The organism is Arthrobacter sp. Leaf234 (assembly GCF_001422665.1).
Lineage (GTDB): Bacteria > Actinomycetota > Actinomycetes > Actinomycetales > Micrococcaceae > Arthrobacter_D.
Window position 1 is genome coordinate 129,856 of sequence record NZ_LMLU01000008.1, and the last position, 16,425, is coordinate 146,280.

At 70.0% G+C, this 16,425-nt stretch carries 12 protein-coding genes and 1 tRNA gene; 4 read left to right on the forward strand and 9 right to left on the reverse strand.

Features of this window, described 5'->3' with window-relative positions; translation table 11 throughout:
• Window positions 1-5 precede the first annotated feature (5 nt).
• Complete coding sequence (locus tag ASF21_RS14270; protein WP_082471600.1) at window positions 6-1,442, reverse strand: sugar porter family MFS transporter; 1,437 nt, start codon at window positions 1,440-1,442, stop codon at window positions 6-8.
• Between the two features lie 308 nt (window positions 1,443-1,750).
• Here ASF21_RS14270 and ASF21_RS14275 point away from each other — a divergent pair, with 308 nt between their 5' ends.
• Entirely contained in the window at window positions 1,751-2,980 is a 1,230-nt protein-coding gene (locus tag ASF21_RS14275; protein ID WP_055772676.1) for a multidrug effflux MFS transporter, read from the forward strand.
• A 171-nt stretch (window positions 2,981-3,151) separates the two neighbouring features.
• Here ASF21_RS14275 and ASF21_RS14280 read toward each other — a convergent pair whose 3' ends face one another.
• The 6 genes from ASF21_RS14280 to ASF21_RS14305 all read right to left on the reverse strand — a co-directional run bounded on the left by ASF21_RS14280 (window position 3,152) and on the right by ASF21_RS14305 (window position 11,145).
• Window positions 3,152-4,681 carry an SDR family oxidoreductase gene (locus tag ASF21_RS14280; protein ID WP_055772679.1) on the reverse strand — a complete coding sequence of 510 codons (1,530 nt, stop codon included), beginning with the start codon at window positions 4,679-4,681 and terminating at the stop codon, window positions 3,152-3,154.
• Window positions 4,682-4,821: 140 nt separating this feature from the next.
• Window positions 4,822-4,894, reverse strand: a tRNA-Asn gene (locus tag ASF21_RS14285).
• A 54-nt stretch (window positions 4,895-4,948) separates the two neighbouring features.
• A complete protein-coding gene (gene dnaG / locus ASF21_RS14290) occupies window positions 4,949-6,904 on the reverse strand; it encodes a DNA primase (RefSeq protein ID WP_055772682.1) in 1,956 nt (651 codons plus the stop codon).
• A 43-nt stretch (window positions 6,905-6,947) separates the two neighbouring features.
• Complete coding sequence (locus ASF21_RS14295) at window positions 6,948-8,231, reverse strand: deoxyguanosinetriphosphate triphosphohydrolase (RefSeq protein ID WP_055772685.1); 1,284 nt, start codon at window positions 8,229-8,231, stop codon at window positions 6,948-6,950.
• A gap of 62 nt (window positions 8,232-8,293) precedes the next feature.
• Window positions 8,294-9,535 carry a tRNA dihydrouridine synthase DusB gene (gene dusB, locus ASF21_RS14300; RefSeq protein WP_200914842.1) on the reverse strand — a complete coding sequence of 414 codons (1,242 nt, stop codon included), beginning with the start codon at window positions 9,533-9,535 and terminating at the stop codon, window positions 8,294-8,296.
• 104 nt (window positions 9,536-9,639) lie between these two features.
• The gene (locus ASF21_RS14305; RefSeq protein WP_235498997.1) at window positions 9,640-11,145 is read right to left on the reverse strand and encodes a YibE/F family protein; all 1,506 of its coding nucleotides are present in this window, start codon (window positions 11,143-11,145) and stop codon (window positions 9,640-9,642) included.
• 213 nt (window positions 11,146-11,358) lie between these two features.
• On the opposite strand from ASF21_RS14305, the gene ASF21_RS14310 reads away from it, so the two are divergent.
• From ASF21_RS14310 to ASF21_RS14320, 3 genes are all read left to right on the forward strand, one after another.
• Window positions 11,359-12,093 (forward strand): alpha/beta hydrolase, encoded by a 735-nt coding sequence (locus ASF21_RS14310; protein ID WP_235498998.1) that lies wholly within the window; start codon window positions 11,359-11,361, stop codon window positions 12,091-12,093.
• 130 nt (window positions 12,094-12,223) lie between these two features.
• Window positions 12,224-13,033 (forward strand): DUF1295 domain-containing protein, encoded by an 810-nt coding sequence (locus tag ASF21_RS14315; protein WP_055772688.1) that lies wholly within the window; start codon window positions 12,224-12,226, stop codon window positions 13,031-13,033.
• Window positions 13,034-13,065: 32 nt separating this feature from the next.
• Entirely contained in the window at window positions 13,066-13,851 is a 786-nt protein-coding gene (locus tag ASF21_RS14320; protein WP_235499000.1) for a lysophospholipid acyltransferase family protein, read from the forward strand.
• Between the two features lie 8 nt (window positions 13,852-13,859).
• On the opposite strand, the gene ASF21_RS14325 is transcribed toward ASF21_RS14320, so the two are convergent.
• Window positions 13,860-14,771 carry a GNAT family N-acetyltransferase gene (locus ASF21_RS14325; protein WP_055772694.1) on the reverse strand — a complete coding sequence of 304 codons (912 nt, stop codon included), beginning with the start codon at window positions 14,769-14,771 and terminating at the stop codon, window positions 13,860-13,862.
• A complete protein-coding gene (locus tag ASF21_RS14330; protein ID WP_055772697.1) occupies window positions 14,771-16,159 on the reverse strand; it encodes a glycine--tRNA ligase in 1,389 nt (462 codons plus the stop codon). The genes ASF21_RS14325 and ASF21_RS14330 overlap by 1 nt, the downstream gene beginning before the upstream one ends.
• Window positions 16,160-16,425: the final 266 nt, after the last annotated feature.

Genomic DNA, 16,425 nt, shown 5'->3' on the forward strand with positions numbered 1-16,425 from the left:
GTGCGTCACGAGGTGGACGCGAGCTCCGCGTTGTCCTCGAGGTCCTTTCCCGCGAACTCGGGAAGACGGGTGCGGACGAAGACGAAGGACAGCACGGCGAAGACGGTGAACGCCGCGTACATGGTCCACAGTCCGAGGTTCTCGCTCACCCACGGGAAGGTCAGGGTGACGATGAAGTTGAAGACCCAGTTGACCATCGTGGCGACTCCGAGCGCGATGGAGCGGATCCGGTTCGGGAACATCTCACCGAGCGTCACCCACATCACCGGACCCCAGGTGGCGGCGAAGAAGATCACGAAGAGGTTCGCCCCGACGAGGGCGATCGGCCCCCAGGCGCCCGGCAGCGCGATGTCCTCCCCGGTCCCCTCTGCCTGGAAGAAGGCGAGGGTTGCTGCGAGCAGGCCGATCGCCATGCCGACCGACCCGATGAGCAGGAGCTTCCTGCGCCCGATACGGTCGACGAAGAAGATGGCGACGAAGGTCATGGCGACGTTGATGACGGAGGTGATGACCGACGTCGTGAAGGAATCGCTCTCACTGAAGCCCACGGACTTCCAGAGCGTCGTGGAGTAGTAGAAGATCGCGTTGATGCCGACCAGTTGCTGGAGCGCTGCGATGGTGATGCCGACCCAGAGAATGGGTTGCAGTCCGAGGGCCGGCCCGCGCAGGTCGCGGTAGCTCGCGCGGTCCTCGCGCTGGAAGCTCTCCCGGATGGAGGTGATCTTGCCCGCAGTGTCCCGGACCCCGGCGACGCGGGAGAGCACCCGGGCGGCCTCGTCGTCGCGTCCGGCCCGGATGAGGAACTGCGGGGACTCGGGGATGATCAGTGCCAGGACCCCGTAGACGACCGCCGGGACGACGCCGACCAGCAGCATCCAGCGCCATGCCGACAGCCCCCACCAGAATTCCTCCCCCGCGCCACCGGCGGCGCTCGCGAGTGAGGCATCGGACAGCAGTGCGGCGAAGATGCCGACCGTGATCGCGAGCTGCTGCACGGAGGCGAGTCCCCCGCGCCACTTCGACGGCGCTATCTCGGCGATGTAGCCGGGGACGATCACCGAGGCGATGCCGATGGCGAGGCCGCCGACCAGGCGCCACGCCATCAGGTCCCATTCGGAGAAGGCATACGCCGACCCCACCGAATTGACCGCGAACAGGAGGGCCGCGGCGACCATGACCTTCTTGCGGCCCCAGCGGTCGGCGAGCCCTCCGGCGAACCAGGCGCCCGCCGCGCAGCCGAGGAGCGTAATGGCGACCGTGAAGCCGAGGACGCTCGCGCTCAAGCCGAAGTCGGCCTGGATGGAGTCGACCGCCCCGTTGATGACCGCGGTGTCGAAGCCGAACAGGAGTCCTCCCACGGCAGCGGCGACAGTGATGCCGATGACCCTCGCCATGTGCTTCGGTGACTGCTCCGCCTGCACTCCCGCATCGTTCTCGCTCATGGTCGTATCTCCCTGCTCGTTCGGTGTCTGATCACCCTACGTCAACCACAAGCATGCTTAGCGAACGGGTACAACGCGCCGGTGGTGCAGCACTCCCCACCAGGTTGACGACGGTCCTAGGATGGAGGGGTATTGATTCGCCCCAGCAACCATCTTCCCGTCGTCCGGGTCGTCGGTCCTGGGGCTCGAGCCGCTCCGCCGTCGTCGCCGGGCCGCCGCAGTCGTCGATCCGTCCGCGCTCCACCCGACCCGTCACCGTCACGTCCCGCGTCCCCCCGCCGGTACCGACCCTCCCGTTAGGCAGCACTGTGAGCACCACCACCCATCCCGGCGACACCCTGTCCCGGCGCGAGAAGATCATCTACGTCTTCATCCTCGGCACGTTGACGGCACTCGGTCCCTTCACGATCGACCTCTACCTCCCGGCGTTCCCCGCGCTGCAGTCGGACTTCGGCGTGCCGGAGGCCGCGGTGCAGCTGACCCTGACGGGAACGATCCTCGGCTTCGCGGGCGGACAGCTGCTCGTCGGGCCGCTCAGCGACAAGATCGGCCGCCGCCTGCCCCTCATCCTGGCCACCGCACTGCACGTCGGCGCCTCGATCGGAGCGGCGTCCTCCGAGGACATCACGATGCTCATGCTCTTCCGCGTGCTGCAGGGTGTCGGCGCTGCGGGCGGCGGCGTGGTGGCCATGGCGATGGTGCGTGACCTCTTCGGCGGCTACACCCTCGTGCGGATGCTCTCCTACATGGCGCTGGTCAACGGCATGGCGCCGATCTTCGCGCCGGTCATCGGCTCCCAGCTGCTCCTGCTGTTCCCGTGGCCGGGGATCTTCTGGTTCCTCGCGGCCTACGGCGTGCTCGTGATCGTCGCCGTCTCGCTGTTCATCATCGAGACCCTTCCGAAGGAGAGCCGGCGGCGCTCCGGACTGACGGTGGTCGAGCGCTACAGGGTCGTCCTGAGGGACAGGATCTTCATCGGCATCCTGCTCGTGGGTGGCATGAACTTCTCCGGTCTGTTCTCCTACCTGTCCGCCTCCCCCTTCCTCTTCCAGGGTCCCTACGGGCTGAACGAGCAGCAGTACGGCCTGCTCTTCGCCATCAATTCGCTGGGCATCGTCGCGGGGGTGCAGATCAGCTCCCGCATGCTGAGGCGCGTCGGCCCGCAGTGGGTGATCGCCGGGGCGACGGTCGTGCAGCTCAGCATGGGGCTGCTCATGATCGCGTTCGACCAGCTGGGACTCGGCTTCTGGGGCACCGCACTGCCGCTGTGGTTCTACATCATGGCAACGGGCTTCATCTTCCCCTGCGTGCAGGTCCTCGCGCTGATCAACAACGGCGCCCAGGCCGGGACGGCGGCGTCACTCCTCGGGGCCGTCACGTTCGGGTTGGCGGGAATCGTGTCGCCGCTCGTCGGGCTCCTCGGGGAGGGCATCGAGTCCGCGACACCGATGGCGCTGGTCATGGCCTCGTGCATCGCCACGGCGATGGTGTTCCTCTGGTCGGTCGTCCGCCCGCGGACGGTGCCCGCGCTGCACTAGGACCAGAACCGGCATCGATACCGGACCGGTGCGGGACCGGACCGGACCGGACCCGGTGCCGGTAACGGAGAACGACACAGGGCACCGGGTATCTGGCGCCCTGCACCGGCGCCCGGCACCCGTGCCTGGCACCCGTGCCCTGGACATAGGCACCGGGGAACCGGCGCCGACTCAGGCGGCGGCCTGCTCCGATGCCGTGGGCTCCGCCTCGCTGGGTAGCGCCTCCGCGGTCTTCGCGATGTTGCGGGCCATGGACGTGAAGATGAAGCCGTGGAAGGGCAGAACCGCGAGCCAGTACAGCCGACCGGAGAGGCCCTGCGGGAAGAACACGGCCCGCTGGTAATAGGCACTGCCGGAGCCGTCCGGCTCCACCCTGAACTCGAGCCAGGCACGACCCGGCACCTTCATCTCGGCGCGCAGCCTGAGCCGCTCGCCCCGCACGAGCTCCTCGACACGCCAGAAGTCCAGGGCCTCGCCGGTGAGCAATTCCTTCGCATCGCGACGCCCGCGGCGCAGGCCCACTCCACCGGCCAGTTTGTCCATCCAGCCGCGCGCTGCCCAGCCGACGGGCCAGGAGTACCAGCCGTTCTCGCCACCGATGCCCTCGACGACGCTCCACAGCTTCTGCGGGGATGCCGTGGAGCTGTAGGTCTGGACGTCGGTGAAGACGGTGTGGCCCGCCCACTGCGGGTCCGACGGCAGCGGATCGGCCTCGGTGTCGATCTGGGACGCCCCGGCCCAGCTGGTCTCCACCTCTCCCCCGCGCATCTTCCCGAGGGCGAGGTCCACGGAGCGGCGGTAGCCTGTGAGGCCGCCCTCCGGAGCGGGGATGAACTCGTCGATCCCGTGCTCGGCGGTGACGGCGTCGTGCTGCAGCGATTCGATGAGCGGCATGGCCATGGCGCGCGGGATCGGCGTGACCAGGTTGACCCAGTGGCCGGCGAGGCGCGGTGTGAGGACCGGCAGGGCCAGGATCTTCCGGCGGGGCAGGCCCGCCGCCTCCGCGTACTGGTTCATCATCTCGGCATAGGTGAGGACCTCCCTCGACCCGATGTCGAAGGTCCTGTTGAGCGCGTCCGGCAGATCGAGTGCGCCGACGAGGTAGTGGATGACGTCCCGCACCGCGATGGGTTCGATGTGGTTCAGGACCCACTTCGGGGCGGGCATGACCGGAAGGACGTCCGACAGGTGCCGGATCATCTCGAAGGAGGCCGAGCCGGAGCCGATGACGACGCCGGCCTGGAAGGCGATGGTGGGCGTTCCGGAGTCGAGGAGGATCTTCCCCACCTGCGTGCGCGACCGCATGTGGGTGGAGAGCTCCACCCCTTCGGGGTGCAGCCCGCCGAGGTACACGATCCGACGGACGCCCGCGGCTGTGGCGGCCTCGGAGACCGTCGCGGCGATGGCGGACTCCCGCTTGTCGAAGTCCCTGCCCGAACCCATCGAGTGGACGAGGTAGTACAGCGTGTCGACACCCTGCGTCACGGTGCGCATGGTCTTCTCGTCCTGCAGGTCACCCTGCACGATGTCCACGGAGCCTGCCCAGGGGACGTCCTTCAGCTTCTGCGGGGACCGGACGATGACCCGCACCCTGCGACCGTCGGCCACGAGTTTGGTGACCAGCCGGCCGCCGATGTACCCCGTGGCTCCGGTGACCAGGATGAGCTTGCCGTCTGTGCCCTGCGTGCCGTCAGTGTCCATGCGCACAGACTACGCCCGGCCCCTGACAGCTCTTCCCCCGGGACACCTCTCCCGTGGGATGAGCGCGGCCCCCGAAGCCGCTGCGGCAGGGCATGGAAAAGGCCCCCGACCGGTGTTTCCACTGGTCAGGGGCCCTGTTGCTCCTCCGACTGGACTTGAACCAGTAACCCTTCGATTAACAGTCGAATGCTCTGCCAATTGAGCTACGGAGGAATGCGCAGGTACAACTCTACATACCTGCCGGGGGGATGTGAAATCGGCCCGCGCTCACTCCTCGCGGAGGAGTCTGCGCTGCATCTCGAGCTCCATCAGGTCGCGCTGGAGCTGGTTGTAGAGCGTGGGATCCGCCGCCGGATCCATGCGCTGGAGCTGCCCGAGCTTGTCGGCCTTCTGCTGCGTAATGCGCAACTCGGTCAGCCGGTTGAGGATGTCCCGGCAGTACAGCACCATCGCCTCGGCGTCCTTCGCCGGCAGCGGCCGGACGGCGAGCTCGCTGACCAGCGGACGGAGGACATCGGGTACACCTTCCCGCACCGACTCCACCCAGCGGGACAGTTCCGTGCCCGCCGCTCCGGCCGCGATCACGGCCGTGTGCAGTGCCTCGTAGACGGGAACGCTGAAGCGGGACGTGGAGAAGCTCTCCCACTGGGTCGCGGTGAGGAGGGTGGGCTGCTGCAGGACCACCTCGAGCGCCTCGCGTTCCATCCGCGCGATGGGGTCGCGGGGATCCGGTCGCTCGTAGTAGGGCTCCTCCACATCGGTGCCGGCCTGCGAGCCCTGACCGGCCGGGGTGTTCCCCGGGCGAGCCTGCTCGCCCGGTTGCTGTCCGAACCGTCCCTGCCGGTCGCCGGACGCGGGGGCACCGGGGCCACCCGTCTCGCGCCGCGCAGCGGACGAGACCGCCCGGGCCACCTGGTCCTCTCCCACGTACTGCATGCCGAGCCAGCGGGACAGCTCGCGGGTGTAGGTCGACCTGAGGGAGACGTCGCGGATCTGCGCGACGATCGGCGCGGCGTGCCGCAGAGCCTTCACCTGCCCCTCGCCGGAGGACAGGTCGAACGCATCGAAGGAGGCCTTGATCGCGAACTCGAACAGCGGACGGCGATCCGCGATCAACGCGCGCACGGCGTCGTCACCCCGGGTCTGCCGCAGCTCGCAGGGATCCGCGCCGAAGGCCTCCACGGCCACGTAGGTCTGGGCGGTGAACCGCTGGTCCTCCTCGAAGGCGCGGAGGGCCGCCTTCTGGCCGGCGGCGTCCCCGTCGAAGGTGAACACCACCTCACCGCCCGTGCCGTCGTCGGACAGCAGCCTGCGGGCGATCTTGATGTGGTCCGTGCCGAAGGCGGTGCCGCAGGTCGCGACGGCGGTCCCGACACCTGCGAGGTGGCAGGCCATCACGTCGGTGTATCCCTCGACGACGACGAGCTGCCGATTCTTCGCGATCTCCTTCTTGGCGAGGTCGATGCCGTAGAGCACCTGCGACTTCTTGTAGAGGGAGGTCTCGGGGGTGTTGAGGTACTTGGGCCCCTGGTCGTCCTCGTAGAGCTTCCGTGCCCCGAAGCCGACGGTGTCCCCGGTGATGTCCCGGATGGGCCAGATGAGGCGGCCGCGGAAACGGTCGTAGAAGCGCCCGGCGTTGCTCGACGACGCGCTGAACATGCCGGTGAGCTTGAGTTCGTCGAGGGTGAAGCCGCGGCCCGTCAGGTGGTTCAGCAGCGAGTCCCAGCCCTGGGGTGCGTAGCCGACACCGAAGTGGGCGGCGGCCTCGCGGTCGAAGCCGCGTTCCTGCAGGAACTGGCGGGCCGTCGCCGCACCCTGGGTGAGCAGCTGCTCACGGTAGAACTCGGCGGCGACCTTGTGGGCGTCGAGGAGACGCCGGCGCTTGCCGACGTCCTCGCGGCGCGGTCCCGTCCCGCCGTCCTCGTAGTGCAGCTCGTAGCCGATCCGGGCGGCGAGCTTCTCGACGGTCTCGCTGAACGAGGTGTGGTCCTGCTTCTGCACGAAGGAGATGACGTCACCACCCTCGCCGCAGCCGAAGCAGTGGTAGGACCCCATCTGCGGCCGGACGTGGAACGAGGGCGACCGCTCGTCATGGAACGGACAGAGCCCCTTCCATGAGCCGATCCCCGCCGATTTGAGGGTCACGTACGCCTCGACGACTTCCTTGATGTCGGTGCGCTGGCGTACCTCATCGATGTCTTCACGCTTGATGAGTCCGGCCATGGCATTCAGTTTATGCCTGCCCCGCCGACACTCGGACCGGCTCCTACCAGAGGGCGGGGACGGGACCGACGATCCGCTCGTGGAGCCCGAGGGCGGAGGCATCGGTGAGTGATGCCACCTGGTCGATGACGACGCGGAGACGGGCCTCGTCATCAGGGGCCTCGCGCCAGTCCGCGGCGAACATGGGCTCGAGGTAGCGGTCGCCGTCGGCGTGGATCTGGGCGACCAGGGACGCGAGGATCTCCCGCTGCCGCTCGTACAGCGGCTGGCGATGATCCGTGGTCATGACGTAGGTGGTGGCGAGGCCCTTCATGACCGCGATCTCCATGATGGTCTCCTCGGGCACCACCATCTCCGCGTTGTAGCGCGTCAGCGGGTCAGGTCCGTAGATGGAGCGCGTGGACTGCATGGCGCTGAGGCAGAAGCGGCCGATCAGCTGGCTCGTCATGTTCTTCAGCGCGGCCATGGAGCGCCGCGTGCCGTCGGCCTCCCGCACCCACACGGGGGTCCGCTCGAGGCGGGACAGCGCGGCGTCGACGGCGGCAGGATCACTGCCGGGCAGGTACCACTGCTGCGTGTAGCCGACCACGCGGGCCCGGGCGTCCGCGCTGTCCATCCACCTCAGCTGCAGGTGCCCGGCGACGATCGCGTCCTCGACGTCGTGCACCGAGTAGGAGATGTCGTCCGCGAGATCCATCACCTGCGCCTCGACGCACGAGCGCCCCTCGGGGGCACCCGCCCGGAGCCAGTCGAAGACCGGGAGGTCGTCGTCGTACGCGCCGAACTTGGTGGTGCGCCGGCCGTCGATAACGGGGGCGGAGGCCACGGTCCAGGGGTACTTGCACGCCGCGTCGAGGCTGGCGCGGGTGAGGTTCAGGCCGGCGGGACCGCCGTCGGCCTGCAGGACCTTGGGCTCGAGCCGGGTGAGCAGGCGCAGTGTCTGGGCGTTGCCCTCGAAGCCGCCGATGCCGTGTGCGATGTCGTTCAGCGCCGACTCGCCGTTGTGGCCGAAGGGCGGGTGGCCGAGATCGTGCGCGAGGCAGGCGGTGTCCACGATGTCCGGGTCGCAGCCGAGGGTCCGCCCCAGTTCCCTGCCCACCTGCGCCACCTCGAGGGAGTGGGTGAGGCGCGTGCGGACGAAGTCGTCCGTGTCGGGCGCGACGACCTGCGTCTTCGCACCCAGCCGGCGGAGCGCGGAGGAGTGCAGCACGCGGGCCCGGTCACGTTCGAAGTCGGTGCGGTGGGAGCTCTTCGGCGGCTCCTCGACCCACCGCGCGGTGTCCGCAGCGGTGTAGCCGGTGGTGGAGGCCGGTTCGGTGAAGCTCATGATGCCTTTCTAGCGCAATGACTCGGAGGACGCCCGCGGGATCGGCGCATGGGGAGGACCGGTCAGCCGCCGGAGACGTCGAGCTCGGCGGCCGCGATGTCAGCCTGCTGCGCCGCGTTGAGCACGCGGCCCTCGAGCCAGTGCTCGGGCAGGGCGGTCCGCTTCGGCGATCCGGCACGGCCGCGCGGTCCCTCCGCGTCCTGGCCCGGATAGGGCGAGTCGTGGTCCAGTTCGGCGAGGAGGCCGCGCAGCACCTCGAGGGTGGGCACGGTGGCGAGCCTGGCCCGCAGGTCCCCGCCGACCACGTACCCCTTGAAGTACCAGGCCATGTGCTTGCGGATGTCCCGCAGGCCCATCATCTCGCTGCCGAACGTCTCGACGAGGAGTTCGGCGTGCCGGTACACCGTCTCCGCGACCTGACCGAGGCCGGGACGGTGCCGGGTGGGACTGCCCTCGAAGGCGTTCATGAGGTCCCCGAACAGCCAGGGCCTGCCCTGGCACCCGCGACCGATGACGACGCCGTCGACGCCGGTCTGCCGCACCATGCGCACGGCGTCCTCGGCGCTCCAGATGTCGCCGTTCCCGAGGACGGGGATGTCCGGAAGGGCCTCCCGCAGTTCGGCGATGGCGTTCCAGTCCGCCTGCCCCGAGTAGAACTGGGACGCGGTGCGTCCGTGCAGGGCGACGGCGGCCACGCCGCTGTCGCGGGCGATCTTCCCCGCCTCGCGGAACGTCAGGTGGTCCTCGTCGATGCCCTTGCGCATCTTGATGGTCAGCGGCACGTCACCCTTCGACGCCTCGCGGACCGCGGTCTGCACGATCCCCGTGAAGAGATCGAGCTTCCAGGGAAGCGCCGCTCCCCCGCCCTTGCGGGTGACCTTCGGGACCGGGCAGCCGAAGTTGAGGTCGATGTGGTCGGCGCGGTCCTCCTCCACGAGGAGGCGCACGGCCGCCCCGACGGTCTTCGGGTCGACGCCGTACAGCTGCACCGAGCGCACCTTCTCGTCGTCGTCGTGGGAGATGATGCGCATCGACTCGGGGCTGCGCTCGACGAGCGCCCGGGAGGTCACCATCTCGGAGACGTAGAGACCGCCGCCGTACTCGCGGCACAGCCGGCGGAACGCCTTGTTGGTGATGCCGGCCATGGGGGCGAGGATCACGGGTGTGTCCACCGTGATGTTCCCGAGGGTCAGGGGCGGGAGGTCGAGTCTCAGGGCGGCGTCTGCCGGCTCGTGCGGCGCGGCGGCCGGCTCATCCGAGGAGCGGGCACCGGAGGGGGCGGGGTGGGTGGAAACTGCAGTCACCCCTCCATTGTCGCAAGGGCCCGCAAATCCGGGATCCGGCACCGGCCGGACCTCCGGGAGCGCGGACCCCCGCTTCGCGGCCGAAGCCTTGCGCCAGCCCCGCGTCATTCCGCTCCCTCTCTCGCCTGGTCCGGTTCGTCCGCCTGACGCGTGCCGCGGGCGCGGCGTTCGCCGAGCGCCACGAGCCGTTGGCCGGGCGCGAGTGTCCCCGCGCCCTCGGCGACGGGGGCGGCAGGCATCACCCCGCCGTGATGCCGGGTGTCGTGGTCGGAGTCGCCAGCGGGGCGGGCGCCTTCGTGCCGGACGCCGTCGGGAGTGCGGCCGGTCGGGTCGTCGTCGAGCCCTCCGCCGTCACGCCCTTCGCCGCGCCCGCGGGCTGCCCTGGGCCCGACAGCTTTGACCACGAGCACCGCGATCAGGGTGGTGAGCGGGATGGCGAGCACGAGCCCGATGGACCCGACGAGGGTCCGCACCACCTCCTCGGCGAGCTCGCCGCTCGTGAGGGTGTCGAGGAGCGGGCGGTCGTAGAGGGAGACGAGGATCAGAATGGGCAGGGCTGCCCCGGCATAGGCGAAGGCAATCGTGTAGACGGTCGAGGCGATGTGGTCACGGCCGATCCGCATCGCGGAGGCGAAGAGGCGGCGGCCGGAGGTGTCCGGCGCCAGCTCGTGCAGTTCCCAGACCGAGGACGACTGCGTGATCGTGACGTCGTTGAGTACACCGAGGCCGGAGATGATGAGGCCGCACAGGATGATCGACGAGATGGACAGGTCCGCCGAGGCGTTGACCAGCGTGTAGGCGTTCTCGTCCCCGACCCCCGTGAGGTGTGCGGCATCCGTGGCCCATGCGGCGAGCAGCGCCGTCACCGCCAGCCCGAAGACGGTCCCGAGGAGCGCGGTGGAGGTCCGCGCCGAGAACCCGTGCGCGAAGTACAGGACGCCGTACATGATCGCCACCGAGCCCACGAGCCCGAGCAGCAGCGGGGGCGCCCCCTCGAGGAGGCCGGGCAGGATGAACTGCGCGAGGATCACGAGGGCTCCCACCAGGCCGACGATGGCCCGCAGCCCCCGCCAGCGGGCGACCGCGATCACGACGACGGCGTAGAGCACCGCGAGCGCGACGATGGGGACCGACCGGACGAAGTCCACGAAGACGTAGGGCGCGGCACCGCCCTGCATGACCTCGGACAGGTCCAGGTACCGGATCTCGTCACCGGCTTCGACGGCGTCCGTCCTCGCCAGTTCCGGTGTGACCTCGACCGGGATCAGGTCACCGCCGCGGGCGGGTTGCGTGTAGGCGACGGTGCAGGTGAGGGCCGTCCCGCCGGCGTCGACGGTCGGCTGGGAGGACGGGCAGTCCGCCTCGGCGACCTCGCGGACGGTGCCGCGGTCGAAGCTGACGCCGTCGGCCGTGGCGTACGGATCGGAGACGGTCAGGGAGCCGCGGTCTCCGCTCGGCCAGAGCAGCACCATCGCGACGAGGGTCAGCACGCCGATGGGCACGAGGATGGCCGCGAGCAGGAGGGTTGCGCGGCGACGGGTGGCAATCGCGGATGCGGACGGCTCCGAACTCCCCGTGGCGCTCGTGGCGTGCGGGTGGCTGTGGCCCACGGAACTCCTCCGGCTGGTCGGTACGGCTGGGCGGTGCGAGGGTTCCCGAGGCACGACGGCGTCGCGCTGCGGCCCGTACGGATTCTACGCAGGAGAACGTGCGAGGCTGGGACGGCAGCGCCGGGGAGCCCCGGGACGGTGCAGGGCTGTCCCGGATACCACCGCAGGACCGACGGCACGAGGACAACCCTCCGGGGTCTGAGAGGACGGAACGTGGCAGCGCAGGCATCACTCCCCGCGAGGGACAGGGACCCCGTGGTCTCCACCGGCGGCGCGGACTCCGACGTGCGCGGGGTTGCGCTGGTCCTCCACGGGGGCAGGGCCAGCAGCTTCGACGCGGTGCAGCCCCAGCACCTCAGTCCGCTGCGGATGCGCCCCTTCGCGGCGCGCCTCGCCGCCGACGGCGGGAGGCACGGACTCGCGGTATGGACCCTCCGCAACCGGGTACGCGGCTGGAACGGCGCCGACCGGTCCGCCCTGAAGGACGCACGCTGGGCCCTCGCGCGCATCGCGGCCGAGTATCCCTCGCTGCCGGTCTACCTCCTCGGCCACTCCATGGGCGGCCTCACCGCGCTCTACGCCGCGGACCATCCACAGGTGCGCGCCGTCGCAGCCCTGGCTCCCTGGCTCGAACCCGCCAGTCCGGTGGAACCGGTGCGGGGTCGGGACGTCCTCATCATGCACGGGGACACGGACCGGTGGACCAGCCCGACGTCCTCGCTCTCCTTCGCTCGGCGCGCGGTGGGCGTCGCCGAGGACGTCCACTACGTGCGGATGCTCGGCGCCGGCCACTTCATGTTCCGGACCGTGCCCGTCTGGCACGGCCTCAGCACCTCCTTCCTCCTCCGGCGCTTCGCCGGGGACACGGGAGCAGCCGTCGCCCCCGCCGTCCTCGGGCGCTCGGACCTGCTGTACCGATCCTCCGACCCCCTCGGCGTGACGGCGTGACCGCCCGACCCCCCGGTAGGACCGCCTGACCGCGTGACAACGGCTTCGCTTCCCCGGCTGCCCCTGCCACCCCGCGACCACCCCCGCGACAACCCCGCGACAACCTCGCCACGACCCGTCGAAGGTGCCCATGACCGTCTTCCCCCTGTCCGCGTTCCTCGTCGGCCTGCTGCTCTCGATCGCGGGGGTCGCCGTGCTGATGGCCCTGACCTTCGCCGTGGCCACGGTGCAGAGGCGGCACTCGGTCATCGACGTGACCTGGGGCCTCGGCTTCGTGGTCGTGGCGGTCATCACCTTCCTGGCCTCTGCCGGCGAGGGAGACGACGGCCGGCGCGTCCTCATGCTCGTCCTCGTCGCCGCCTGGGGCCTCCGGCTGGCCGGGTTCATCGCCTGGCGGGCCCGCGGCGGCGAGGAGGATCCGCGCTACGAGGAGATGCTTGCAGATCCCCCCGGCTCGGCAGCCGTCCTCGCGCTGCGGAAGGTCTACCTGCCCCAGGCCGGGGTCATGCTCTTCGTCTCGCTGCCCATCCAGGTCGCCATGGTCAGCACCGGCGCCCTCGGGCCGCTGGCATGGATCGGAGCGGCCGTCTGGGCGGTGGGACTGTTCTTCGAGAGCGTCGGCGACCAGCAGCTCGCGTCCTTCAAGAACGATCCTGCCCGCCGGGGGACGGTGCTCGACACCGGGCTCTGGCGCTACACACGCCATCCCAACTATTTCGGCGACGCCATGGTGTGGACCGGCCTGTTCCTCGTCACGGCCGACTCCTGGCCGGGGGTCCTGACCGTCCTGTCCCCCGCCCTGATGTACTGGGCCCTCGCCAACAAGACCGGGAAACCGCTGACGGAGAAGCGCATGTCCGCCCGGCCGGGGTACAAAGAGTACATCGAGAGCACGAGCGGGTTCTTCCCGCTCCCGCCGAAGGCCGGAAGAGGGATCTGAGCATGGGATGGAAGCCGCGGCAGAGTGACCGCATGTACCGGGCAGTGGTGTACGCGGGCAAGTCCGTCTTCACGGCGCTCCGCCTGCCCGTCAGGGTCACGGGAACCGAGAACCTGCCCGCCTCGGACCCGCTGAACGGGCGTTCGCGCCGCGCGGTCCCGGGTCACGGCGCCGTCGTCGCCATCACGCACTTCGGCTACCTCGACTTCGCGTTCGCCGAGCTGGTCCTCTGGAACCATGCACGCATACAGGCGCGGTACATGATCTCCAGGCGCGCCGCCGAGCACTGGTTCGTCAGCCCCGTCGTCCACGGGCTCGGGCACGTCGTCACCGACCGCACGGCCGGGGCGGAGGCGTACGACGACGCCCTGGCGAAGCTGCGCGCCGGTGAGTACGTCGCGATCCTGCCGGAGGCCGGCGTCTCCCGGAGCTACACCGTCCGGGCCCTGAAGACCGGCCCTGTGCGGCTCGCCGCGGAGGCGGGCGTACCCGTGATCCCGATCAGTGTCTGGGGCGCGCACCGACTGCTGACCCGCGGGCACGGCTTCTCCCTGAAACGTGCGTGGCGGTCGCCGATCCGCCTGCACATCGGCCCCGCCATCCACCATTCGCCCGACGTCGACGTGGCCGAGGAGACCGAGCGGCTGCGGCGGGAACTGCAGGCCGGCATCGAGACTTGCATCGCCGACTTCCCGGTCACGCCCGCAGCGGGCGCCTGGTGGATGCCCGCGCACCTCGGTGGCGGCGCGATGACCGAGGCCGAGCGCGACGCCGCCGATGTCGCCGACAAGAAGGCCGGGAGGCACAGCCGGGGCTGACGCCCCGGTCAGGCGGTCGCGATGACCAGCGTCTCGGGTCCGGCGAGCTGCGCTGCGCCTGTGGCGAGCAGGGGCTCGACGACGGCGACGAGGGCCTCCATGGCGTCGTCGACCTCCAGCTGGATGGGGTACTGGTGCACCAGCATCGCGATCATCGTGGCCACCGCAGCCTGCTGCTCCGCGGGCGGGAGCGAGGTGTCGTAGCCGAGCAGCACGTCCGCGGGGTCGTCCGTGCGCGCCTGCGTGTAGCTGACCGCGAAGGTCGCGATCGCGCCGCCGTCGGCCTTCGGCCGGTCGCGGAGCACGATCGCCCCGCCGGCGCCGCTGGCATCACCGAGGAAGAGCAGCTGGGCCCTGCCGAGGCTGAGCTCGGCGCGGTCCCAGACGTGGACGGACTCGTAGAAGGCCGCGAGCGCCCGCGTGAGTTCCACCGATCCGGTCGCCGCCTCCTCCAGTTGGGGACCCGCGGCGTCGTCGAGCGCTGGGGCGGCGAGGGCACCGGGCCCGATGACGACGAGCCGCGAGCGCTGCAGCGCGCCGAACCCGGTGGCCTGCGCGAACGCGGACCCGGTCGTCCCCGGCGTCACCTTCGACCGGAGGGCCGTGATGCCCGACGGCGACGCCGCGGCTTCGTGCTGGAGCATCGTGAGGAGCGTGGAGCCGACGCCCGCGCGCCGGTGGTCCGCCGCGACTTCGATGTAGCACCAGAGCCTGTCGGGGTGCAGTGCCGCACCGTAGACGCAGCCGGCCGCGACGGGCACGCCCTGGTCCACCACGGTGATGCAGCGGTTCCACGGCTCCTCCGCCGGCGGCCTGAAGGACCCCCGGAACTGCTCCGACGTCGCGGATTCGGGGCCACCCCAGAACTGGATGAGCTCGAGGTCGTCGCCCTCCTGCCAGGCGCGGTACTCGAGGGCCATCAGGCTCCGATCAGTCGTGCGGCGAGGTATCCCTGCACCTGGTCGAGGGACACGCGCTCCTGCGCCATGCTGTCCCGCTCGCGGATGGTGACGGCCTGGTCCTCGAGCGTGTCGAAGTCCACGGTGATGCAGAACGGGGTCCCGATCTCGTCCTGGCGCCGGTAGCGGCGGCCGATGGCCCCGGCGTCGTCGAAGTCGATGTTCCAGCCCTTGCGGAGCTGCGCGGCCAGGTCCTTCGCCTTCGGGGACAGGTCCTCGTTGCGGCTGAGCGGCAGCACGGCCGCCTTGACCGGCGCGAGGCGGGGGTCGAGCTTCAGGACGGTGCGCTTGTCCACCCCGCCCTTGGCGTTGGGCGCCTCGTCCTCCGTGTAGGCGTCCACGAGGAATGCCATGAAGGAGCGGGTGAGGCCGGCCGCGGGCTCGATCACGAACGGCGTGTAGCGCTCGTTGGTGGCCTGGTTGAAGTAGCCGAGGTCGGTACCCGCGTGCTTCGAGTGCGTCGAGAGGTCGAAGTCGGTGCGGTTCGCGATGCCCTCGAGTTCTCCCCATTCGGAGCCCTGGAAACCGAAGCGGTACTCGATGTCCGTGGTGCCCTTGGAGTAGTGGCTCAGCTTCTCGAGGGGGTGTTCGAAGAGGCGCAGGTTGTCCGCCCTGATGCCGAGGTCGGTGTACCAGGCGAAGCGCTGGTCGATCCAGTACCGGTGCCACTCCTCGTCCGTCCCGGGCTCGACGAAGAACTCCATCTCCATCTGCTCGAACTCCCGGGTGCGGAAGATGAAGTTGCCCGGCGTGATCTCGTTACGGAAGCTCTTGCCGATCTGGCCGATGCCGAAGGGCGGCTTCTTGCGCGCCGTCGTGAGGACATTGTTGAAGTTCACGAAGATGCCCTGGGCGGTCTCGGGGCGCAGGTAGTGCATGCCCTCCTCCGACGCGACCGGTCCGAGGAAGGTCTTCAGCAGTCCGGAGAACTCCTGCGGTTCGGTCCACTGGCCCTTGGTCCCGCAGTTGGCGCAGGTGACGTCCTTGAGGCCGTTCTCGGGCGCGCGGCCCTTCTTCTCCTCGTACTCCTCCTCGAGGTGGTCCGCCCGGTAGCGCTTGTGGCAGGAGAGGCACTCCACGAGGGGATCGCTGAAGACGTCCACGTGGCCGGAGGCCTCCCAGACCTGCCGGGGCAGGATCACCGCGGAATCGAGGCCGACGACGTCCTCCCGGCCGCGCACCATCGTCTGCCACCACTGCCGCTTGATGTTCTCCTTGAACTCGGCCCCGAGGGGTCCGTAGTCCCAGGCCGAGCGGGAACCGCCGTAGATCTCACCCGACTGGAAGACGAAGCCGCGCCGCTTGGCGAGCGAGATGATGGGGTCGAGGGCTGACTTGGCTGCTGCCATGGGATCTTCTCCGGTTTTCTGCAGGCCGCTGGGTGCGGTCCGCGGGTGGGGGGCGCGTGGTGCAGGCTGGTCCGCTCCCGTCGCAGGGGCGTCAGAGCTACCCGGCAAGCCTACCGGGTCGGGCCGTGGCGTCGGCGGTGGTGGCAGGCTCTGCGCCCGGTCGTGGAGGGGCAGGGGGAACCCCCTTGACGTGACGGCGGAAGCTTCCTAGGTTGAGCACACTCCGACGTGTGATCCACGTCACCCCCGCGTCCGGACAGTCCGGA